Here is a 24,052-nt window from a genome sequence, read left to right as displayed (position 1 = left end):
AAGATTGGTTATTTTGCAAGTAAATGTCGATTTTTAATTCTTAAAAAAGAAGCATTTTTGTCTAAAGCATAAGCAATAATAATCAAAGATGAAATTGCTGCACTTATCTCAATACGAACAGCCAGATTCTTTTCATATAACTCGCGTTGACGGAATTTAGCTATGGCTCTATGCGCAATCATAACGGTTCGAGCATGAGGGGCATATTTTGCACGGCGACCATCAAAAACTGAAATTCTACGTAAAACGACACGTAAAACATCATTAATATCTTTGCTCATAATATCGAAATCGACCATTGAACGTAAGCGAATAATGTGTATTCCAATCAACATTACAGCCATGCTGCCGTGACGATACGTTTGAATTAAAGTTGTATTTCTATCTTCATTCAATTGACGCATTAAAACAACAAGTGATTCAGAAACAAAACTGATCCATTCCCGTGCAAGAGGTAAAGTTGCAGTTTCAGCTAAATGATGCATGCCTTGCAATAATTTTTCCCGCATCTGACGGCGTAATCTGCGGGCACGGTACGGGAAAAACAGTCGATACGATGCCAAAGCAAAGACCCCACTCATTAAAACGGCCAGCGAATTGTTAAAATATGATAGCTCATCCACCCTGCCATCATTTGAAAACCCCAGGATATAACAAAAGAAAAAAGCATAAGTTGATGCTATAGGAGCGTATTTTGGCACGCACATCGCAAGCCCCCCAACAGCCAAGGGAACAATAAGTATAACAAATAAAATTTCAAAATTGCTGATAGTGGGCAGGATTAAAAAATTGAAAAAACCACCGACTAAAATTGCTAGACATGCCCCTTTAAACCATCCCATACAAGCCAAAGTTGCATTTTCGAATATACAAAACCGCGCACAGCCCATACATAAAAATGCCAAGAATAATGGACCACGATCCCATCCCGTCACTTCCCAAGCAATACAGCCTACGCTAATAGCAACAAAAGCACGGATGGCATTACGCCACGCCCTTTTAAAATCGAAAGCATGTTTGGTATCGAATTTAAAATGATCATGCAGGGTAATATCTCGACTTTTTTCCAACTCTCGCAAAGCAACTTCCAATTCCGCCAGAATTTCTCGCAAGCTTTGATATAGAATCCGGTCATTTAGCAATTTAGTAGCAAATTCTTCATTTGAGAATTGTTTTTCCCCAAGTGTTTTATAAAAACTATCTGCAATGCGCTGACGGCACTCCCATCTTAATGAATTCAATGCCTTTAACGTATATTCTAACGGTTCACCAGATCGTAGTGCCAGCAATAATTCTGTTAAATAAATTTTGGTTAAAGGAATAATGTGATGAAAATTTAAATTCTGATTTTGAATTTGCTTCATCAAGATTGAAAACCCACTAGCTTTGACCAATAATCCAGATACAGAAGCCAATACTGCTCGGGCATGATCACCACGGTGCCCTGTTCCTTTTAACTCTCTTTCTCGAAATTCGATATTATTATTCAGATTAATAATAGAAGATAATAACCGATCAGACTGTGCAACCGCCCAATCATTACCATCCAACATCTTTGTTACTGATTTAATGCTCTCTTCAACAGCAGTCTGTAAATCATCATTTAATTTTTTATGGGCATGATGATGTAAATTTAAATCAAATATTCGTGCTGTAAAATTTTCGGCTAATATTCCCAGAATAAAATAACTACCTCGTGACATAGCCATCATAAAGGTTTCATTAGGATCATTCACAGATGAAAATAAAATAATGGCACAGCTATATCCAGCCATAACCATACCCAACGCACGAAAATTACGAGTGCAACTACTAACCCAACAACAAAAGGCCACCCAAAACGCTATTGATAATTCGAATAAGAAAGGTTGTTGTGGGAAAGCTGCGACAATACACAGAGAAACAATAACCCCTGTAATATTTCCAAAAATAATCCAATATGCTTTGGATAGAACCTCACCCCGTGAAGTATTCTGAGCAACAATCCAAACGGCCATCATGGCCCACCGTGGGCTATCCAATTCCATCCATAATGCAACTAATAAAGCAATATAAGAGGCAAGAATGGTACGAAAAGCAAAAATAATGGCTACTTTCTGCGGAGCATACAACCATCGTAGCGACTCTAACGTGGATCTACCAACAACCATTACTGTGCCTAAGCATATTTACATTTTTTTGTATTATAAAATAACAATCAAAAATACAAAAAGGAATGAGTCTATAAAATATATGAAATGAATCCACTCCATATCTAATCTATTTGACTCAATCTCGCTTATATAGACGATACGAAGGATTTAAGAAAGCAACATTTTTCTCTAGCGCATAGAAAATTAATATTAAGCACGCAATTGCAGCTGTAATTTCTAACCGTTTTGCAAGATTTTTCTCTTTTTTTTCTCTTTCTCTTAAGCGTCTTACCGCGCTTTTAGCAATCAAAGCAGTTCTACCATATCGTCCCCCACGAAAATGACTAATCCTGCGCATTACAACTCGTAATTCCATTTTTACATCTTTGGATAATACATCATGTTTAATCATTTCCCTCAATTCCATGATATTTAATCCAATAGACATAACAGCTAATGCACCATGATTATATTTTTGGATCAAAATACTTTCTGTCGAAGGGTCAAATTGTCGCATCAACGAGACAAACCAATCCATTGTTGATGCTAGCCATCTTCTTGGATTGGGAAGTGGCAGAACCTCTGGCAACACATGAATGCTACGTACCATTCTTACCCGAATTTGATGTCTTACCTTTTGAGGAGAATAAGGTGCTAAAAAACGAAACGCAAAAACAGCCAATCCAACACCACACAAGATAGATAAAGCACTATTTAAAAAAGTAATCTCATCCATTTTAGCTTGGTTGCCTAAAATAAGCATAAAGGGAAAGAAAATATTAAAACACATTCCTACCCCACGCGTTGGTAAATTGTAAATGGCAAGTCCGCCAATAAATAACGGAATGAAAAGAGCCAAATAGATCATTTCAATTGTATTCGCTACAGCCATTAAAGTTACATCTAATAACGCACTGATTAAAATACCAATTAAAACACCCTTCAAAAACCCAAGACTCATTTTATATCCATTTTCAAATAGACAAAGCCGTCCACAGGCAACGCATAATAATCCTATTGCATTAGGAAACTGATCCCATGCCGTTATTTCCCATAATAGACATCCGCCTAATACCGCAAGAAATACCCTTAACCCATTTCCAGCCGCCAGTTTAAAATTATATAAGGGGGGCAATGTAAACGTAAAATTATCTTTCTTTGGGGGATTTTGAGCAAACTGATACTGCTTTAAAATAACCTCTATTTCGCCCAACAATTCGCTAAGCGAACGATACAAAATACGCGCATCTAACGAGCTTTTAGGAATTACATCGTCGGAAAGGATAGTAGAAGTGTCCTGATAAATACAGTCTGCAATTAACTGTCTGCAGTCCCAACGTAATTGATTCAAAGCATTGAGATGGTGTTGAAAATCATAATCTTTGCTTAAAGAATGAACTAAATTCTCCAAATAAGTCTGACTCTTAAAACAAATGTTCTGAAATGCCTCTTCTTGAGGAAAATGACTCATATAGACCGTTAAATTAATTAAACGCGTCAATACGATGCTAATCGAAGATAAAGTTGCATGGACGTGATCGGTAACATGGTTGTCATATACTAGCTCGGCTTTTCTAAATTCAATACTATTTTGAAATGCAGCAACAGCAGAAAAAACTTGTTGCACTCGAAATGTGGCTTGATGATCGCCTTTTAAGACCTCAGTGACAACCGATAAACATCCAGAAATTGCTTTTAATAAATTGTCATGTAAAGCAAATCGGGCCTTATTATGCATATTAATTGCAAATAGACGTTCAACGAAACTTTGGCATAATACCCCAAGAATAATATAGCTTCCCCTGGCAACAGCGGTCATGAAGACATTATTAGGATCACTTATAGAAGATAATCCAATCAGCGCACAGGTATAGCCAGCTAGAACAAAACCATACGAACTAGAATTTCGAATCAAACTTGCAATCCAGCAGCATCCGCCCATCCATATTGCCATTGTTATGCCAAATAATATGGGCTCTTGGGGAAAAGCTGCAACAATTATCATTGCAATGATTACACCGACAAGGGTACCTACAACACGCCATTTAGATTTTGATATCGTTTCGCCAGGGGAAGTCTGTGATACAATCCAAACTGTCATCAACGCCCATTTGGGACTATCCAATTCCATCCACAAAGCGATTGTCAAAGCAAGGTAAGAGGCGATAATTGTCCGCAGTGAGAAAAAAATTGCCTCTTTCGAAGGAGCAAAACACCACGAATACGATTTCAAATTACTAAAAGGTAAAAAATTCGCTGTTTTTAACCATTCCAGCTTTAAACGATCTTTACCCACACATACACCTTCATCCCAAAATCAATTCAAAACATACTTAGAATCAATATTATGTCTCTTTTTCCGATGTAATATTCCTATAAGTATAAACAGACATGACAATCCAAAGGGAATCCATCGTCCCCCAACGGCAAACAACGTCACTGGTAAAGCACCAGGCAAAGCAACGGCTTTAGCCGCCCTGACATCCCATCCAATCCGTGCCATTTCTCTTCCGTAAGGATCAAAAACTGCAGAAATACCCGTATTCGCAACACGCACAATAGGTATCCCCTCTTCAACCGCGCGTAACCTGACCGCAGCTAGATGTTGACGGGGACCAGCAGAATCTCCATACCATGCATCGTTTGTTAAATTCAACAACCATTTTGGTTTATCATGAATGTCAATGACCTGACCCGAAAAAATAACTTCATAACAGATTAACGGACCAAATGCGCTGATCCCCGGTAAATGGAGTGTATCTACGCCTTTCCCTGGTGTTAATGTTGATCCTGGAACGATATGAAAAGGAATATACCATGGCTGGGATTCACCAAATGGCACTAATTTGGCTTTATTATAAGAAGCAATAATCGCCCCATTATCAGGATCTAGCACCACCGAACTATTATATAAATGTTGTTTTTCATCATAGGTTATTGCCCCTATTATTCCAAATGCTGCCCCTTTTCCACTTTGCATTATCATTGATCTGGCAATAACTTCTATTTCTACATTGCCAGGAAAAGCACTTTCTGGCCAAGCAAACAAAATCGGACGACTAGGAATGATCTGTTCTCTTTGTAAAACTAAGGCATCATGAACACCCTGGCGCGTTAAGGCAAGGTAATTATCAAAAATACAACGGGAATCTGTATTATTGATTTTATCATCTTCAGCGATATTTCCCTGAATTAAGGCAACAATTGGTGTATCCTTCTGAGCAGGAGGTGCAGGGGCCAACCTTAAATAACCTATAAATAACCAACACCCTATGCCACCTAATAAGAGGATCATTCCCTTCCGCCCATATAAAGGCAATAACACTAATAAAACTGTTAAGAACGTTAATCCATCGACACCAATAAATGCGGCCAGTTGAATAAAATAATCACCAACTCTTCCAGGAAATTCCCAACAACTGCCCAATGGATTCCAAGGGAACCCTGTCAAAACAGGATTCCACCATGTTGGCGGTAACAAAATAGCTCTGGACATGTCGCAAATTGTCCATATCCCTGCAAAAACAAATAATCTAAACCACTTCAGCGGGGATATCGAATAATATATTAAAGTTGCCAATCCAGTCCAAAAAGCCAATAAAACTGCGCATAACGGCGAAACAATAGGAACCAGCCACCAAAAATCCTGGGCTCTGATTAAAATTGCATTAACTAACCAAACTAAACCAACTGTATGTAAACCAAATCCAAACCAGTATCCTTGTGCAAAAGCTGCTTTCCAACTAGTTACCGCTTGAAGTCTTAATAAAAGTATAGGAAATGTAAAAAATAATATCGGTATAAAATAAGTTGGAGGAAAAGCCAAAGCTGACATCCCCCCAACAAAAACTAAAGATAATAACCCTTTAAAACCACGAAGGCTAACGATGTTATTCATTAAACGCTTTATATACATGCCCAGATCTTCATCAACAATAGATGAAGACTGTTCTATGTTATTCTAGGGCATCACGCAAGCGACGTTCATAATGACGATAATATTTATCGGCAAATAACTCCGTTTTTACAATAACAGCAACATCTGTTGTATTAAATTGCTCATCAATTACTGCACCATCACCAACATACCCACCCAAACGCAGGTAACCTTTGATCAATGGCGGTAAACGAATCAGAGCACGACGATGATCCAAATGATGAGGGTCTAAACGTTGCATCTCAACATAACGTTCAGGCAATGCTGGCACTCTTAGTGCGGGTGGAGCGAGATGAGTATGATATAAATAAGTCAACCCTTCAGCATGATCATCTAGATTTGTTCCAGGCAAACTGGCACATCCAAATAAAATATCAATGTGGTGAATAAATATATAAAAAGCAATTCCTTCCCACAGTAACTGCATTGCTGCACGTCCACGATAAGCAGGTGCAACACAAGAACGCCCAACCTCTAGTAATTTACCAGGATATTCTTGCAAGATCGATAGATCATATTCACCGTTACTGTAGAATTTACCAATGCTTTCTGCTTTATCTTGAGGCAGCAATCGATAAGTTCCAACAACACGCTCCATTACATCGGTTTTATTATGATCAATTACCAATAAATAATCTGCATATTCATCGAAATCGTCATAATCCCTTTTGGTACGGATTGCTTGCTCACTTGGTTTGGCACCCATTTCTTCATAAAATACACGATACCGTAATGCTCGGGCTGCATCTTTTTCAGCTGCTGATTCAGCAAGTCGCACCCCTAAATTACCTGAACGAAGTTCTACAAATTCGTCTCGTCTTAAATCAAGTGTTAACAATGAACTCGTAGATCGTTTTGCTACCACAACTTTTCCCCTTTAGTTAGCTTAGCTTTTATTAGACTTAGTGCGGCGAGCAAATAATTCCAAACGATGTTGCAACAGATCAAAACCAAGCTTTTTGGCCATAGCTTGAACCAATTTTACATGTTCTGGATCTTCAAATTCAATCACTTTACCAGTATCCACATCAATTAAATGATAATGTGTGCCTTGTTCTGTGACCTCGTAACGCGCTCGACCACCACCAAAATCATGCTTTTCTAAAATACCCTTTTCCTCTAACAGACGTACAGTGCGGTATACCGTTGCAACAGAAATATTATCATCCAAGCGTGATGCCCTTCGATATAATTCCTCAACATCAGGATGATCGTGTGATTGAGACAAAACGCGTGCAATTACACGTCTTTGTCCAGTCATTTTTAATCCCTTTTCAATACATAATCGTTCGATGTGGGATAATGTATCCGTTTTTTCGCGTGCCATAGAAACCATTAAAAAATTAGAAAAAAAACCTTTTTTAAATTTGCTCAGAAAATTTCTATAATGCAAATATTATTTTATGTTTTTTCACCTAATATAGATAAATTTAGAAAAGAACACCTTAATTGTTACGATATATTTTTATAACCTAAAGCGTAATATTTCGAAAGCATTATTATATAATTTTTATAAAATTAATTTTTCTTTATATATCTCATAATAAATTATTTTTTTTAGACATTAAAATTGCATTCATTCCATTTTTATAATAATTTAAACGTTTACCGCACTTTATAAACCCACAACTTTCGTAAAGTCGTATGGCCACGGCATTGTTCTCTGCCACTTCTAAGAAAATAGAACTTACGCGCTGCTCTACAATTTCTTGTAAAAAAGCATTAATAATACATCGTCCAATCTTTTGCCCTCTATAAGTAGGGTGCACAACAAATGTGATAATTTCTGCTTGATCAATGACGACCGAATATAATAAAAAACCTCTTATCCTATATTGTTCGTCAAAATCGATACAGATATGATACTGAGACATTTCCAACAAAGTTTTAAATGCTGATGCGCTCCAGCCCTCTGTTGGTGGGAAACCCGCCACGTGTAAATAAGACAGATATTCCTCTAACCCATTGGGCTGGCTAAAAAATTGGATAGTCATCGATTCTATCCCTCTCACTCTTTTTCTTATTTATTGTGGGGCAGCTCTCAGCCCTTTTTGTGGTAACTTAGCCTCGGGTGCATCGACATACAATGGATATAACTCATTTGTAACCTTTTGTTCTTTGTAATATTGCAGGGCTACCTGTGCGATCATAATCGCATTACTTTCTTTTAAATCAGATAAGATTTTAATGTGGCTAGGGACAAATTCTGATAATGATTGCGCCCCCTCACCAATTAAGTATGTTTCTGTCGCTGGGTATTCGATATCTGACAGATTATAAGCAGTAACTTTATTGGATATATTACTCTCAATAAAAATCCGTCCACGACGGGCATGCGTCACATGCCATACGGATTTATTTTTATAATTTTCTGATAAAAAAGGAAAAACAACTTCGCCTCGACGCAGTGCCACCACTGGACAAGCAAGACCAACCTGTATTCCCAATGCAAAAGCAATTGATGCACGCAACCCTGTAAAAGACCCAGGCCCGATAATTATTGCAATAAGATCAATTTCGTTAACACGCAAACTATCCTTATTTATAAACTGCTGAAAAAAAATCGGGAAACGTTCTGGCCCTCCCTTTAAAGTTGTTTTTTCTTCTGCAAAAACTGTATAATTCTCAAATTCTTTACGAACAACAGTAATAAAATTAGGTGCATCCAAGGAAGAAGAAGCCCCATTTATAACCAATATATTTTGATAATTGCGCTTATGCATTATAATGTTAAACAAGCCTCATCATAATCAAGTCTTGGTAATCGTTCAGAACATTCCTTTTGCTTTGTATACCCTAAACAGATCAGGAAATTAGAACGCCATCCTTGTTCCTCAAAAAAAATTGTATCGACCAATGCATTGTCAAAGCCAGACATGGGCAAGACATCCAATCCAAGGGCTCTGGCCGCTAAAATAAGATAACCTCCTTGTAAAGTCGAATTACGAAATGCCGTTTCTTCTGCAAAAGGAATATCCTCTGCATACCAAGAACGCAAATCAACATCAGGATAAAGTCTAGGCAAAGCTTCATAAAATAACGGATCATATGCCACAATTACAATAACAGGGGCACGAATTGCACGATCAATGTTACCCGAGGATAAAGCTGGTCTTAATTTTTCTTTACTAGCTACATGCGTTAAAAATGCAAAACGACCTGGTTGGCAATTTCCAGATGTCGGTGCTAACTTTATGAAATTATATAGTTTTAATAACAAACAAGTATCGACCTCTTGATCACTCCAATCGTTGGGTGTTCTTGCATCTTCGAAAATTTGTTTAAAAACATCCGCGGGTAAAGAATTCATCAAATTCAACTTCGTTATTAATCAACTTTTTCGACAGAGACCAAATCAGGTAAATGGCGCCGTAAAATCGTTTCAACGCCATGTTTCAATGTCAATGCTGAGGATGGACACCCCTGGCAAGCGCCCTGCATTTTCAAATACACACTGCCATCCTTATAGCCATGAAAAATAATATCACCACCGTCCCGTGCAACAGCGGGACGAACTTCATCATCTAAAATATCTTTAATCTTTTGTACGATTTCTTGATCTTCAGACGAAACTTTCATTTCTGTCTGATCAGAATGTAAAGCCTGTAATTTTATAAGCGGTTTATGGGTTAATATAAATTCCATGATCGTAGAAACGACCCCCCCCCTCAATGTTTCCCATTTTGTTGAGGCTTCTTTGGTAACCACTAAAAAATCTTGACCAAAAAAAATTCGCTCTATCCCATCAAGATCAAACAATGCTTGCGCTAGGGGGGATGCTTCCGCTGCGTCCTTATTTGGGAAATCCATTCCTTGATGATCTTTCAAAATGACTCTCCCCAAAATAAATTTTAAAGCATTCTGGTTTGGAGTTTCCTCAGTGTGGACAATCATAAAAAGTTCCTTAAAACAACGCAATCATTGTATAAATACCAAACAATTCAACCGATATTTATATAGAATTAATATTTCTTTTATGCCTTTCGTCATAAATAATCAAATACATACTGATCCTATAATGTGTAAATAGGTCTTTGTGACAATGAAAACAATATTAATTTTCTGAAGCTGTTTTAAATTTTTATAATTTATGTCCACCCCACACCCATCATAGACTTTCCAAATAACTCTTATTTTGCTTGTAACTTGATTAACCATAATTCAGCTAATTCCGCTGGTACATTCTTGCCTGTAATGGTTTTTAAAAGAGAAATCGCTTTTCCTTTATTGCCAGTATTGGCCTCAACCATAGCATATTCTAATAAGGCAATATTACGATCTACCATTGGTTTTGCCAAAGCTTCTTGCATAATTTTTAAACCATCTGTAATTTGCCCGCCTGCATATGCATCATAGCCTAGCTTAAACAAATCATCCCCTAAGGAATTTTTTCTGGCTTTTTCCATCAATTCAGAAGATTTAGCCTTTTTCTCACGAATAATTTTGCCTAAATAATCCTCAAAGCGTAAAGCACGATCAGCACTCTTGCCAGTAAACACGCCTTTGGCCCGTCCTTTAACCACAACTTCTGATGCGACATGGGGCAAGCCAGCTTGTACAGCGAGTTCAGCCATTGAAATATACTGATCTGCAGTAGTTAATAGTCCTGCTTGTAAGCGTATTTGCCAGATTTCCAACTCAACCTGAGGCGACAGCCCTTTTGTTGCTATCAACGCAGACATTACGTGCGACCAATACTCAGGTTTAGAATAATGAATAGCAAGTTGGATATAACTATGTCTTACTCCGTCTTGATCCCCTAGTTTTTGTTGGCAATTTATCATGATTTGCCATTGAGATTCAGCAGGTATGATTCCCTTTTTGACTTCCTGATCAATCTGCTTTTGTTGCGCTTGCATTGCCTCCTGATAATTCTTATTTAAATAATAGGACTGTATCAATAAGGTCGTCATATTAGGATTGTTTCCACCCGCCTTAAAATAATTCTCTATATAATGAATGGCTTGAGAATAATTCTTGGCACGATAGGCTAAACTCGCTTGCGCCATTGTCGCATTTAAACGTTCAGCTGGAGTCAAACGTTTAGACGCTAACAATCGATCATACCCTGCAATAGCATTGTCTGTTTGATTTTGTTTTTCCGCCAGAGCAATTTGCAACCGCACGATAATGTCGTGCTCATAGGCACTGGGATTAGGAATTGCCTGTGCCTCTTTAATCGCGGCTTCAGCCTGTGCATACTTACCCTGCGTCATTAATTGTTTAGCTTTTTTCAACGGCACAGCCATTGCATTGCTCACAACCTCCTTGGCTACACCGGTAAATGGTGCAGACAACACCACTCCTGAACCAAGAATACTGACCACCATCAAATGACGCATGAAAGAAGCATATTTCATTTTATATCCCTAAGCTCTTTTTTTATTGTTTCATAATGCCTATTTTTTTTACACCCAAACGTTGAGCGTCAGCCAAAATAATAGCAACGGCTTTGTAATCTGCCAAACGATTAGGTTTGATAAAAACAGTCGGCTGATCAGACATAGCAGCAATTTCACGAAAACGTCTCTGCCATGCATCTTCGTTAGGCAATGTCACGTTATCAATAGACACAGTATTATCAAAGTCTATCCCAATGGTTACACTGGGTGGTGGTTCTGTTGTAATTGGATCACCCCTTCCCAACGCCAATTGTACGGACTGTGTTTGCAATGGAATTGTAATAATTAACATCACCAACAAAACTAACATTACATCAATCAAAGGGGTCGTATTGATATTAACAATAACCTCTTCTTCCTCAGAGCTTCTTTGTAAAGAAAGCCTACGCATTTGCACGCTTCTTAATTTGCTCATCAAGAATATCCTTTTACGTTAATGGGGTTTTGGGGGTTGGGTAATAAAATCAACACGCGTAATACCTGCTTGTTGACACGCCTCAATGACTTTTCCAACAAACTCGTATTTCGCATTCATGTCCCCCCTAATTTGAATCTGAGACTGGGGTCGACGTGATGAAACTTCGGTTAGCTTGGATTGTAACATAGAAACATCTTGCAATGGTTGCTCGTTCCAAAAAATTTTGCCATCGCCCATAACAACCAAGGCAATATTTCCAGGTTTAACATCGGTTGCATGACTCATTCTTGTTGGTAGATCTACCTTAACCGCATGCGTTGCAACAGGGATCGTAATCAAAAAAATGATTAACAATACCAACATAATATCAACCAATGGGGTTGTATTTATTTCGGAAACCACCTCATTCTCTGCGCCTTCCATTCCCCCATAATCGCCCCCACCACGGGGGCCGCCCAGGTGAATGCTCATCCAATGTTACTTTCTTTATCTACTGATATTTGTGATGCTTTATTTTGTGGATTACCACCAATTAATACGCACTGAACATCGGCTGTAAAATTACGCGCTTGATCCATAATCACTTTGTTTCGACGTACCAAAAAGTTATAACCTAACACTGCTGGAACAGCTGTAGCCAAACCAATAGCAGTCATAATCAAAGCCTCACCAACAGGACCTGCAACTTTATCCAATGTGGCCTGCCCAGCAATACTGATTGCAGATAACGCATGGTGAATTCCCCAAACCGTTCCAAATAGACCAACAAACGGTGCGGTAGAGCCTACGGTTCCTAGTAACGCCAATCCACTTTGCAAACCACCTTGGATATTATCTAATGAGCGGTGCAAACTCATAGACACCCAACTGTATAAATCAATACTTTCTTGTAAAGAACCTTCATGATGCTTAACGGCTTCAATTCCATTCTCTGTAATATAACGATAAGGAGAATTGGTTCCTAAGCTATCAGCACTTTGCTTTAACGTTTTTTGCTGCCAAAAATCCTTGTTTTTCACTTCCTTATGGGCAGCAGAAATACGACCTTGTTGGACTATTTTCATGATAATCACATACCAACTGCCGATAGACATCAACGCCATAATAATCAAAGTAATACGTGATACGATATCACCACCAGTCCACAAAGCTTTTAAACCATAGGGATTTTCCTGAACAGAAACATCAACGGACACTGTTTCAGCAGGGGCAGAAGAGACTGGACTAGATGATGCAGGCTGAGTAGGAGCAGAACTGGTTGGTGCTGCGGGTTGTGCACCTGCTGCTGGTGTCGATACCGCAGGCGCAGGCACCTGTTGTTGTGCAATGGCTGAATAGCCACCCAAGGTTGTTAACCCTAAAACAAACACAGTTGGTGCAACATAGCGAAAAAAAATATTACTCATGCTTAACCATATTCCTTACAAATCAATAAAGCAAAATACCAAGTCATATTTAGGCTTTGTACCAATTTTAAGCGATACGAACCTATTTTTATCCATAGTTTCTTAATCAGTTCGCTAAACTAAAGCGAACTGCATAGCGATGATTATACTCAGTTACAGGGATCCCATTGCGCATAGCAGGGCGAAAACGCGCCTTGCTTACATAAGATAATGCCTCACTATCAAACGATTTTTCCCCACTAGATCGTTCAATTTTACAATCACTTGTCTCACCGCTGATTTTTATCGTACAAGTCAGTATAACCTTCCCTTCTTTACCAGCCGTCCTCATATCCCTAGGGTAAAAGATCCGTACGCCGTTAATAGGTTTACTTCCAGCTTTTTTCTCTGTTTGATTTCCATCTGATGTCCAAAAATGCCTTAAATTGTATTTGAACCAATTTTCGACAGCTTGACCCATCGTTCCCAGTGACGCAATCAAAAAGAAAATAACTGAAAAAAACATAGCTAGAAGATTATACAACTCTGTCAATCATTTCTCCTTTATTCCCAATGATTTATTCTTTAAAAAACATCTAATCACTCAATCTAAACGTTACTGTATAACGATGCCCATACTCTTTAACAGGCACTCCATTACGCGTAGCGGGACGATAACGTGCGCGACGCGCATAGTTTAAAGCTGCCTCTTTGAAAGAACTACCACCATTAACCGAAATAGCTGTACAATTACTTGTTGAACCATTTGTTTCAACATCACAAGATAAAATAACACGTCCCTCTTTACCAATGGCCTCCATATCAGGGGGATATTGAATTTGTGCACCATTAATCGGACGGCTACCTGCACTACGATCGGGTGGGCCACTTCCTGCTGTCGAAGCTCCTTGCCCCTTTGTACCAGCTTGAGCAGAAAGATTTGGTGATGGCTCTTGTGATGGTTCACTATTTGAAGGATGCGTTACTTTAGGCTTCTTAACTTTGGGTTGTTTAACTACTGGAGGGGGCTTGGGTTGCGGTGGTGCCTCAGTATTAATGGGTGGGGGTTCCATCTCAGGTGGAGGGGGCATAATCATTTCAGGTGCAGGCGGTTGCGAGGAAGCTGCAGATGATGATGAAGCCGATGATGCAACATCAACAATTTGCACCTGCATTGGCAATAATTCAGCCGTAGTATCTTTATCAGAACGCATCAAAATCACTAAGACCCATATTACTAAAATATGAAGTAAAATGACTCCAATAAAACCAACTATGTGCTCAACAGGATGACGCTCGTTCAAATTGACCATTAATCAACACTACCTACTTAACCTAAAATTGTTTTCATCAAGATGCTTGTGCACTAGCCTCTGATCTTGTAGCCCCAACACGCAATGCCAAAGCAGCAGCCATAAAATCGTCTAAATCCCCATCCAAAACCGCTTGAGGATTAGTCTTTTCAACCTCTGTACGTAAATCTTTTACTAATTGATAGGGCGCTAATACATACGACCTAATTTGATGCCCCCATCCAATATCGGTCTTACTTGCCTCTGTTTGGGCGGCTTGCTCTTCTCGTTTTTGCAATTCAGCTTCGTACAAACGTGCTTTTAACATTTCCATAGCGGTTGCACGATTACGATGTTGAGAACGATCATTTTGACAGGCCACAATAATACCTGTTGGCACATGAGTAATTCGGATAGCTGATTCCGTTTTATTAATATGCTGCCCCCCCGCACCAGAGGCACGATACGTATCTATTTTCAAATCAGATTCATTAATATCAATTTGAATTGAATCATCAATGACAGGATATACCCAAACGGATGCAAAGGACGTATGACGGCGTTTCGCCGAGTCAAAAGGCGAAATACGTACTAAACGATGAACACCAGCCTCGGTCTTTAACCAACCATAAGCATTAATACCGCTGATCTGTAAAGTTGCGGATTTAATCCCTGCCTGTTCACCCTCTGTACTTTCCATAAAAGATACTTTATATCCCCGTTGTTCAGCCCAACGTGTATACATACGCAGTAACATTTCTGCCCAATCTTGTGCTTCGGTTCCCCCTGCACCTGAATTTACTTCGATATAACAATCATTACGATCAGCTTCACCTGACAATAAACTTTCAATTTCTAACCGCTTAACTTCTTTTTCTAACACTTGCAGATTCGTTAGGGAATCTTGAATAATTGCTTGATCACCTTCTATTTCTGCAAGCTCTATCATTTCAAGATTATCTTTACATTCACGTTCTAACCGCTGAACCATTTCGATCTGATTCGTAAGGTATGTTCGCTCCTGCATGATTTTTTGTGCATTTTCGGTATCATCCCATAAATTTGGGTCTTCAATTTGATTATTTAATTCCGCAAGACGATCTAAAGCAACATCCCAGTCAAAGATGCCTCCTCAGCAGTTCTAAAGACTGCTCGATCGTTTGATAAAGTGCTTCGCTTTCCGCAGACATATACTCTTATCTTTCAAATGCAAATAATTCTTAACATTACTAACAAGATTTTTATTTAAAAACAAGCTAGATTAGTATAATCCCCCCATACCAATATCTCCACCCTCTGATGATGAAGGTTGGGAAGGCCTGCTATTGATCTTACCCCCAGTATAGGCACCGCCATTTAAACCATCTCCCATTGTTTCCTCTGAATCTGGAACATTCTCGGCCCCCGTATCCGCAGCAGTTAACGCACCTGTTGCAGCACCTCGTTTCAAATTAATACTTGCTCCAGGAACCTGATCTTCTTTAAATGCATCCGTAACCATACCACGACTTGTACTATAACTGGCCATGGTAACGCCTGGTGGTTTAATAAAATCACGTTTGGCGTATTCAGATAAAACTTGTTTCATATAAGCATTCCAAACTGGTCCCGCCAACACCCCACCAGCCATGCCACGACCTAACGTTTTAGGTTGATCGTATCCAAACCAAATAATTGTTACAACATCAGGGGAAAAGCCTGCAAACCATGCATCGTTGAAATTTTGACTGGTCCCTGTTTTCCCAGCAATAGGCATATCGATTCCCTTGCTGGCACTAAAACCAGTTCCTCGTCTCATAACGTCTTCCATCATGGTTATAATTTGATAAGCACTTTGCTCGGACGCAGCACGTTTTCGATTATCGGTGAAACTTGGCAATTGATTAGGATCGTTAGTGTTATTAGCCACTACCCCTTCAGGTCGCCAAATCACCTTACCATTACGATCTTGAATATAATCAATCAACGTCGGATGAACAACAACCCCGCCTGCAGCAATACTGGCGTATGCGCCAGCATGACGTAAAACCGTAGTTTCAACCGCCCCTAAAACCGCAGGTAAAACCTTTGGCATTGAATCAACTTCACCTAACGCAATCGAAAGATTGGCAACAGCCTCCATTCCGATTTGTGCTGCTAAACGAATAGTAACCAAATTGCGAGAATATCTTAAGCCATTATGTAGTACTGTCGGTCCCCAAAAATTCTTTTCATAATTGTTAGGATGCCAATCCCCAACAGAGAAAGGAGAATCCATAAATATCTGAGAGGGTGGAATATCCTTTTCCATTCCTGCCAGATAAACAATAGGTTTAAAAGAAGACCCTGGTTGACGCAATGCTTGGGTTGCACGATTGAACTGTGATTCTGCAAAAGACCACCCCCCAAACATGGATATGACACGTCCTGTTTTAACATCCATCGAAACCAAAGCCCCCTCTACCAAAGGAACTTGACGCAGTGCAACATTGTCCCCCTCAGATAATGGCTCGACCATAATAATGTCACCATCTTTTAAAGGACGGCGTTTTGACCAAGCTAAATCTTTGGAAGTTAGCGCTCCTTGATGTTGTTGAGGATTTTTTTTACTTCCTTCTAACCAGCCAACACTGCCATTGCGAGCATTTAAAACCATTGCCAAACGCCAATTGGGCAAAATTCCAGCTGGAGCTTTTTGTTTCCCTAGAATTTCCACCCATTGCTGGGTTGCCTCCCCCCCTAAATGGGCGACAGCCCCACGCCAACCGTGATTACGATCGTACTTCATTAAAGCCTGACGCATTAAATTGGTTGCTAAAGTCTGATTTTTTAAATCTAAAGAAGTGTGGACTTCCAATCCACCCTGCATTGTTTTCTCTAGACCATATCGATCTATTAAATCTCTACGAACGGCTTCGCCAAACCATTCCGTACCAGGAAGAGGGCCACGACGATTAACCGAATTTCTTGGTAACAGAGGTTCGGCTTGAAATCGTGCTTTTTCTTCTTTTGTAATTGCTCCAGTATCCTCCATACGGCTTAATACGAAGTCTCTGCGTTGCTTGGCTGTAGCTGGGTCACGAAATAAATCATAATTATAAGGTGATTTTGGTAATCCACCTAAATACGCAGCCTCTGCCGTTGTTAATTGATCTAAATTTTTATGAAAATAAATTTGTGCAGCTGCAGCAACACCATAAGCACCAGCCCCAAGATAAATTTCATTTAAATATATTTCTAAAATCTGATCTTTGGTCAAAGACTGCTCAATGCGCATAGCCAAAATGGCTTCTTTAATCTTGCGCTCCAACTTACGATCATTGTTTAACAGCATATTACGTGCTACTTGCTGGGTAATTGTTGAAGCTCCAACCAAGCGTTTACCTTTTACCCGGAAAATATCCTGAATAACTGCACGCGTAATTGCCAAAGGGTCGACCCCACCGTGCGTATAGAAATTCTTATCTTCGGTTGCAATAAAAGCATCTTTTACCCGTTTAGGAATAGCGCCAATCGGAACAAATAAACGCCGTTCAGCAGCCAATTCAGCCACAATATGATCATCATTGGAGTAAATACGACTCATAACTGGAGGCGAATAATTACGAAGACCAACAACCGTTGGTAATCCTCGGATTGCACTTTCGTACTTAACCCAAGCAAATACCCCACCACCAACTAAAATAAACAAGAACAGTCCAGCAATTGTTCCAATCAATAACCGCCAAATCCGATATCGTGGACGACGTAAATGATTTTGTACGGGACGTTTATGATTAGAATCATGCATATCAGGACGCTCAGGAGACATATAAAAAAAGCTCTATTAATTAATATAAGGTATATAAGAAAATCATTATAATTTTCTTATATACCTATCTTCTTAAGAAATTAAAATAATTCAAATAGGGCCATAATATGAATTTTTATTCCTCTTTCAAATATAATTTCACAGATCCCTTACGAATATCCCACTGTTTACGCCCTTCTTCATTCAATTGCCCCCATTCTTCGTCTGATAATTTTATATTAACTGCAGCTGTGTTTTCTTCTAAATGTCTTACACTTCCTGTCCCTGGTATGGGAATCATATTTCCTGAACATTTTAATAACCATGCCAAAGCAATCTGACGAGCAGTGGCATCGTGGCATTGCATTATCTGAGCTAAAACAGGTCCTTCTTCAAAAGTTCCTTGGTCTAGAGGGGCGTAAGGAATAAAAGCAATATTTTGTTCCTTACAATACTGAACAACTGCTTCTGATTCTCGATTGATCAAATTATATTTATTTTGTACGGAAACAACATTGAAAAACGCTTGTGCGCGTTTAATCATTTTTATACCCACCGCAGACAACCCAACATGGCGGATCAATCCCTCCTGTTGCATTTTAGCTATTGCTTCGAACTGCACCTCAGGGGGTGTATCTTCTGCTACACGATGCAATTGCCAGAATTTAATATAATCTAATTTCAATCTACGCATACTCATTAATACACATTGACGTAAATAATCTGGGCTACCAATGGGACGCCAGATATCAGGACCATGACGAGTATGTCCTGCCTTAGTGCCAATTAATAAATTAGAATCATAAGGATATAATGCCTCACGTATTAAATCTTCACTAATATAAGGGCCATAACTATCTGCAGTATCAATAAAATTGATCCCTAACTCTACCACACGCTTCAACGTTGCAATCACTTGGGCACGATCTTTGGGCTCTCCCCAAACACCCTCTCCAACGATACGCATAGCTCCGAAACCCATGCGATTAATTTCAATATCCCCCCCCAGTTTGAATGTTCCTGCAGATTTTGCGTTAAGTGTTTGAACCATTTTCAGTGCCTTTTATAGTGGAATTCTTAACAATATGATGAACTCTATCTATAAATGATAATTATGATCTGTGCTAAAAGATAGCATAGGCAATCATACTCTTTGCCGACAAGAAGCTTTGCCTTTATCAGCAATCATCACTATAGTGTAAACAAATTATTCTATTAGTGTTGATGAAATTTTAATGAAAAGCAACCATTTAAAATAATATCACCTTCATAAAGAAGAATCCAAATCAAACCAATCTAAGGCGTATTATGTCTATCTCCCCTAACATTAAAATCCCCTGTGGCTCGAAAATTGTCATTGCAACCCATAATTCTGGAAAAGCCAAAGAAATAGAAGAATTACTCAAACCTTTTCAGATTCAAATCTACTCTGCCAAAGATCTCAACCTAACTGAACCAGAAGAAACTGGCAGTACTTTTCATGAAAATGCTAAAATCAAAGCGTTATCAGCCGCCAAGGCAGCTAATATGACTGCTTTGGCTGACGATTCAGGATTTTGTATCGATGCATTAAATGGAGATCCAGGGTTATATTCTGCACGTTGGGCAGGCCCCAGCAAAGATTACCCAATGGCTATGCGTTTAATTCACGACAAATTATCCAACCACCAAAACTGGGCAGCTTATTTTATTTCTGTATTATGCATCGCCTTACCTAACGGTAAAACTCAAGAATTCGAAGGTCGCATTGATGGAGATTTCATCTGGCCTCCCCGTGGCGATCATGGTCACGGCTATGATCCTGTTTTCCAACCCGTTAGTTATGATAAAACCTTTGCAGAGATGACCGATGCAGAAAAAAACAGAATCAGCCATCGTGCGTTAGCTTTTCAAAAATTTATTAAAACTTGTTTTTAATCCTCTTGTATTTAATGCTCATCTATGTCTCTTTTGGGTAACAAAGCTGGCACAAAAACCAACGTTGCTACAAGTGTACAAGCTAGGGAAATTAGCAATAATATTCCCATACTGGCAGTCCCAGGATGAGCAGATGCTGCTAGTGATCCAAATGCAGTGCCTGTTGTTAATGCCGAAAATAAAACAGCCCTAGCGGTAGGGGAAGAGAGTGGGTTTTTTATTCCCTCACGCCAATTCATAACAAAATAAATGTTAAAGGATACCCCTACCCCCAAAAATAAAGGTAACGTGATAATATTAGCAAAATTCAAAGGCTGATTAACCAAAACAATCACAATAATTGTCATCAATCCCGATAAAATCAACGGGGCTAAAACCAAAAGCATATCAACGAAATGACGCAAAGCAATAAATAAAATAATTGCTAAAGTGACGACCGCCATTAATGCTGCTATTGAAAATGCATGCACAACAGTTTTAGCACTTTCAATAATATCAACTGAAGTTCCTGCAGCCTGTGGCGCTACGGACTGAACTTGTTTCACAAATGCAGCAATCTGCTTGTTTGTTAAATTACTTCCCTTAGGATACACTTCAACACGATATTTACCTGATTTTGTTTTATAATCACCGACCAATGATTGGGGGATATCTTTCATTGTCGTTGTATTAACCGTAAGCATAGTCTCTATACGATGCAGCAACAACGGTAGGAAAGCAACCATATCATCATTGATCTTCATCAAATCTGCATTGGACATTGTTTTCATTTTTAACAATGCTTTTTGAATCTTATATAGGGCACTATTTGTTGGTATATCTTGTTTTACCGACTCAAGCCCTTGTAACAAAGTGGTCAATGATTTACGCAAATTTTCTGGTGTTGGTTTAGAACCCAAGTTATCAATTTTTAGAGTTGGTAATAAAATGGTTGCTGCATTTTGTAGCATTGGTAATTTAGTATCTTGATCTTCAGGAACAAAAGACCCTAACCATACAACATTACGCACTAAAGAAAGTTTAGCTAATTTTTCACTTATTGTCCGTGCTTCTTGTGCAGAATCCACGATAACGTCAGCCGTGTAAGGTGTTGCATTAGGATCCCCCATCATCAAATGTAACGCTCTCATCCCCTCAGAATTCGCATCCTTTGTATGAAAAGGATCAGCATCGAATGCCACTTTTTGATCAGCCAGTAAGAAGATGCCAAAGGCAGCTATCAACGCACAAACTGATAATATTCCAAAACGATATTTTCGAACTTGAGCATCGATCTTGTACATTTTTGGAAAACCAGCCAATTTTTTTACAATTTTGGGTTTTAATATCATGAGTAAAGCTGGCAACAGCGTCAATGTACAAATGAACGCAATAATCATGCCCACCCCAGCAATTAAGCCTAATTGCTTAACACCAATAAAATTGGTCGGTGTAAAGGCTAAAAAACCCGCCGCTGCTGCAACAGCAGCTGTGAAAATCTGATGTCCTGCTTCTTTTCCGGTTAAAACCAAGGCTTTATAAATTGATTCATTTTGATTAGTATCAATCTGTTCTTGCCCTCGGAAACGTACAGAGAATTGTATACCAAAATCTACTGCAATACTAACAAACAAAATAGCAAAAGATACAGAAATTAAATTTAAAGTACCCACCGCAAGCGCAGCAAATCCTGTTGTAATGACCAAACCAATAAACAATACCCATAAAATAGGAAAAATTAACCGCCACGTTCGAACAGCTAAAAACAACCAGCCCCCAACCAAAACAAACGAAGCAAATAATCCTGTAACCATACCATGTAAGACGGTAGAAAATTCTTCATCATTTAATTGTGCATCCCCAGTAATATAAACCTTTACAACGCCACTTTTGACATAAGGTAAATCCGCAATCGCTTGGCGCATTACAGATACAGCCTGACCAGAAGGTTGAAAAGAATTTAAATTTTGTTTTGGTTTTGCAATAACAATCTGATATTGTCCTGCCATATCAGATAAACGTCCTGATAAACTTTTTTCCCAAGAGAAAGGTTCCGATTTACCTTGAACAGCCAAGGTTAAATTGTTCGCAAACCCATTTAATGCATCATTGTACTGGCTTAAATCGACTTGTTTTTCTTTAATGCCTAAAACCACCATATCCAATGCACCAAATAGTCCCCTCATTGAAGGGTCTGCAGCCAAACTACTTAAGAAAGGTTGGGCTTGGATCATACGATTTAATGTTTCATCTAATATAGGTGGATCCAAAAACATCAAACCATTTTTAACCAAATACGGAGTATTCTCAGGATAGCTTACGAAAGAGAAATTTTTAGTATCCTTGCTTAAAATTCGAACCAACGCTTCTGCACTGACCTCTCCCTCTTCAGGAATATTTCCTTTGATCAAGGCAACGAGCAAATTCTCACGTTGAGGAAAATTCTGACCCATCCAATCAGAACGCTGTTTCCATGCCATGCTGGTTGAAAACATTTTAGTCGTATCTGTAGTAATATCTAATCTTTTAACAGTTATAAAAACTGAAGCGATTGCCAATAGAATATAAAAAATAATGACAAACCAGGCATGGCGAGAACATAAGGCAACCATACGTCCAATAAATACGGACACCATTTTGGTAATTAATCCCTTCTACGGCTTGATTAATAAGAAGAACAACAGATACAGACCTTAATAACATAATAAGGACACTGCTCTTCTAAATAGAAATAAACAATCAAGAACACAACCCTTATGTTTTATAAAAATAGAAATAATTATATGGCTTATCCAAAATATATTGACCATCACATATTAACTGTAAAAATTACTATTTTAATTCACAATGATATATAGTTTTTAGAAGAATATTTCGTCTTTATGCCTTTATTACAATAAACATATTATTACAGAATGCGAGTTTTTTATTAGAATATATTATGAACCACAATATAATTAAACAATCTGAACTTTTGAATTCTATTCGAAAGTGGGACTTATCAAACAACAATGTTCGTGCCCTTATACAAACAGGCTCACTTGTTCGACAAGGTAGTACGGCAGATGAATTTTCTGATCTTGACCTTGAAGTTTTAGTTAGGGACTCATCCTTATTGATTAAAAACAATACATGGATATTTGAAATCGGCCGCCCGATTACAATTTTACATTTAGACAAAAATAGCAACCAAGATTGGCCAATCCGACTTGTAATTTTCGAGAAAAGAGTGAAAGTTGACTTCACTATTATCGAAACGCAACGTATAGGAAAGATGATAGATACAGCTACTACTGACAAAACAATTATCAAAACCAAATTTCTCTGCTCCTTACCGATCCTTACCCTCAAGGGAGCATTTTCAAGAACGTGTAGAAGAGTTTTGGTTCGAAGCATTTCACATCCCTAGATATCTAATGCGAAAAGAGTTTTTTTAGTCAAGCAACGTGACTGGACCATGAAAGAGTTACTACTAGAAATGACAGAGTGGCACGCATTGACAAAAAATAATGGATCCATCGATACTTGGCACATGGGTAAAAACATCCATTCATGGACAGACAGCACAACATTGAAACAGATTCACAAAGCATTTGGACATTTTGACGAACAAGACGCATACCAAGCATATAACGTAACAACACAGCTTTACAGTCGACTTGCTAAAGACGTAGCAAAAATGAATAAATGGACCTATCCAACTCAGGTTGAAGAACTTATTTTGATGCTCGACCCGGTAAAACAAAACGTCTGAAAGAAATTACTTTCAAAGCACGTTATCAATTAGAACTAAGAACCATTTTATTAGTATAAAATACTGT

The 24,052-nt window shown here is 38.6% G+C and carries 21 protein-coding genes and 1 pseudogene; 3 read left to right on the top strand and 19 right to left on the bottom strand.

The annotated features are described in order from the left end of the window. Positions 1 to 8 precede the first annotated feature (8 nt). The 18 genes from QJV27_RS10180 to QJV27_RS10095 all read right to left on the bottom strand — a co-directional run bounded on the left by QJV27_RS10180 (position 9) and on the right by QJV27_RS10095 (position 19,386). Positions 9 to 2,150 (bottom strand): FUSC family protein, encoded by a 2,142-nt coding sequence (locus QJV27_RS10180; RefSeq protein WP_281448815.1) that lies wholly within the window; start codon positions 2,148 to 2,150, stop codon positions 9 to 11. A gap of 118 nt (positions 2,151 to 2,268) precedes the next feature. Then, positions 2,269 to 4,428, bottom strand: coding sequence for an FUSC family protein (locus QJV27_RS10175; protein WP_281448814.1), 2,160 nt, complete (start codon positions 4,426 to 4,428; stop codon positions 2,269 to 2,271). Between the two features lie 21 nt (positions 4,429 to 4,449). After that, on the bottom strand, positions 4,450 to 6,030 hold the full coding sequence (gene lnt / locus QJV27_RS10170) for an apolipoprotein N-acyltransferase (RefSeq protein ID WP_281448813.1): 1,581 nt from the start codon (positions 6,028 to 6,030) through the stop codon (positions 4,450 to 4,452). A 58-nt stretch (positions 6,031 to 6,088) separates the two neighbouring features. Next, positions 6,089 to 6,934, bottom strand: coding sequence for a GNAT family N-acetyltransferase (locus QJV27_RS10165; RefSeq protein WP_281448812.1), 846 nt, complete (start codon positions 6,932 to 6,934; stop codon positions 6,089 to 6,091). A 21-nt stretch (positions 6,935 to 6,955) separates the two neighbouring features. Continuing rightward, entirely contained in the window at positions 6,956 to 7,396 is a 441-nt protein-coding gene (locus QJV27_RS10160; RefSeq protein ID WP_281448811.1) for a Fur family transcriptional regulator, read from the bottom strand. A 211-nt stretch (positions 7,397 to 7,607) separates the two neighbouring features. After that, a complete protein-coding gene (locus QJV27_RS10155; RefSeq protein WP_281448810.1) occupies positions 7,608 to 8,063 on the bottom strand; it encodes a GNAT family N-acetyltransferase in 456 nt (151 codons plus the stop codon). 30 nt (positions 8,064 to 8,093) lie between these two features. After that, positions 8,094 to 8,792, bottom strand: a complete 699-nt coding sequence (tsaB, locus tag QJV27_RS10150; RefSeq protein WP_281448809.1) for a tRNA (adenosine(37)-N6)-threonylcarbamoyltransferase complex dimerization subunit type 1 TsaB — start codon at positions 8,790 to 8,792, stop codon at positions 8,094 to 8,096. Next, positions 8,792 to 9,379, bottom strand: coding sequence for a malonic semialdehyde reductase (locus tag QJV27_RS10145; RefSeq protein WP_281448808.1), 588 nt, complete (start codon positions 9,377 to 9,379; stop codon positions 8,792 to 8,794). Before QJV27_RS10145 ends, tsaB begins: the two co-directional genes overlap by 1 nt. 17 nt (positions 9,380 to 9,396) lie before the next feature. Beyond that, positions 9,397 to 9,963 (bottom strand): NifU family protein, encoded by a 567-nt coding sequence (locus QJV27_RS10140; protein WP_281448807.1) that lies wholly within the window; start codon positions 9,961 to 9,963, stop codon positions 9,397 to 9,399. Between the two features lie 236 nt (positions 9,964 to 10,199). After that, positions 10,200 to 11,429, bottom strand: coding sequence for a tetratricopeptide repeat protein (locus QJV27_RS10135; protein ID WP_281448806.1), 1,230 nt, complete (start codon positions 11,427 to 11,429; stop codon positions 10,200 to 10,202). 22 nt (positions 11,430 to 11,451) lie between these two features. After that, positions 11,452 to 11,886: an ExbD/TolR family protein gene (locus QJV27_RS10130; protein ID WP_281448805.1), complete on the bottom strand. Its 435-nt coding sequence runs from the start codon at positions 11,884 to 11,886 to the stop codon at positions 11,452 to 11,454. 18 nt (positions 11,887 to 11,904) lie between these two features. Then, positions 11,905 to 12,360 (bottom strand): ExbD/TolR family protein, encoded by a 456-nt coding sequence (locus QJV27_RS10125; RefSeq protein WP_281448804.1) that lies wholly within the window; start codon positions 12,358 to 12,360, stop codon positions 11,905 to 11,907. Further along, the gene (locus tag QJV27_RS10120) at positions 12,357 to 13,295 is read right to left on the bottom strand and encodes a MotA/TolQ/ExbB proton channel family protein (protein WP_281448803.1); all 939 of its coding nucleotides are present in this window, start codon (positions 13,293 to 13,295) and stop codon (positions 12,357 to 12,359) included. Before QJV27_RS10120 ends, QJV27_RS10125 begins: the two co-directional genes overlap by 4 nt. 106 nt (positions 13,296 to 13,401) lie before the next feature. Then, entirely contained in the window at positions 13,402 to 13,827 is a 426-nt protein-coding gene (locus tag QJV27_RS10115) for an energy transducer TonB (protein WP_281448802.1), read from the bottom strand. A gap of 43 nt (positions 13,828 to 13,870) precedes the next feature. Then, entirely contained in the window at positions 13,871 to 14,587 is a 717-nt protein-coding gene (locus QJV27_RS10110; RefSeq protein ID WP_281448801.1) for an energy transducer TonB, read from the bottom strand. Positions 14,588 to 14,624: 37 nt separating this feature from the next. Then, positions 14,625 to 15,756 (bottom strand): peptide chain release factor 2 gene (gene prfB, locus QJV27_RS10105; protein ID WP_281448800.1). Its coding sequence is split into 2 segments (ribosomal slippage): positions 14,625 to 15,686 and positions 15,688 to 15,756, totalling 1,131 coding nucleotides; the frame shifts between segments, so codons are not numbered across the junction. Positions 15,757 to 15,827: 71 nt separating this feature from the next. Further along, positions 15,828 to 18,356, bottom strand: coding sequence for a penicillin-binding protein 1A (locus tag QJV27_RS10100; protein ID WP_281448799.1), 2,529 nt, complete (start codon positions 18,354 to 18,356; stop codon positions 15,828 to 15,830). A 115-nt stretch (positions 18,357 to 18,471) separates the two neighbouring features. Beyond that, on the bottom strand, positions 18,472 to 19,386 hold the full coding sequence (locus QJV27_RS10095) for an aldo/keto reductase (RefSeq protein WP_281448798.1): 915 nt from the start codon (positions 19,384 to 19,386) through the stop codon (positions 18,472 to 18,474). A gap of 257 nt (positions 19,387 to 19,643) precedes the next feature. Here QJV27_RS10095 and rdgB point away from each other — a divergent pair, with 257 nt between their 5' ends. Continuing rightward, positions 19,644 to 20,252, top strand: coding sequence for an RdgB/HAM1 family non-canonical purine NTP pyrophosphatase (gene rdgB, locus QJV27_RS10090; protein ID WP_281448797.1), 609 nt, complete (start codon positions 19,644 to 19,646; stop codon positions 20,250 to 20,252). Positions 20,253 to 20,263: 11 nt separating this feature from the next. Here rdgB and QJV27_RS10085 read toward each other — a convergent pair whose 3' ends face one another. Then, a complete protein-coding gene (locus QJV27_RS10085; RefSeq protein WP_281448796.1) occupies positions 20,264 to 22,867 on the bottom strand; it encodes an MMPL family transporter in 2,604 nt (867 codons plus the stop codon). Positions 22,868 to 23,172: 305 nt separating this feature from the next. Here QJV27_RS10085 and QJV27_RS11155 point away from each other — a divergent pair. Together QJV27_RS11155 and QJV27_RS10080 are read left to right on the top strand one after the other, a co-directional pair. Beyond that, positions 23,173 to 23,668, top strand: a pseudogene (locus QJV27_RS11155) (aminoglycoside 6-adenylyltransferase). Then, complete coding sequence (locus QJV27_RS10080) at positions 23,641 to 23,985, top strand: aminoglycoside 6-adenylyltransferase (RefSeq protein WP_281449010.1); 345 nt, start codon at positions 23,641 to 23,643, stop codon at positions 23,983 to 23,985. The pseudogene QJV27_RS11155 and the gene QJV27_RS10080 overlap by 28 nt, the downstream one beginning before the upstream one ends. The last annotated feature ends 67 nt before the right edge of the window (positions 23,986 to 24,052 follow it).

It is taken from the genome of Commensalibacter oyaizuii (assembly GCF_029953265.1).
GTDB lineage: Bacteria > Pseudomonadota > Alphaproteobacteria > Acetobacterales > Acetobacteraceae > Commensalibacter > Commensalibacter oyaizuii.
Note: the sequence above shows the minus strand (reverse complement) of the source record. Positions and strands in the feature narration are given on the sequence as shown.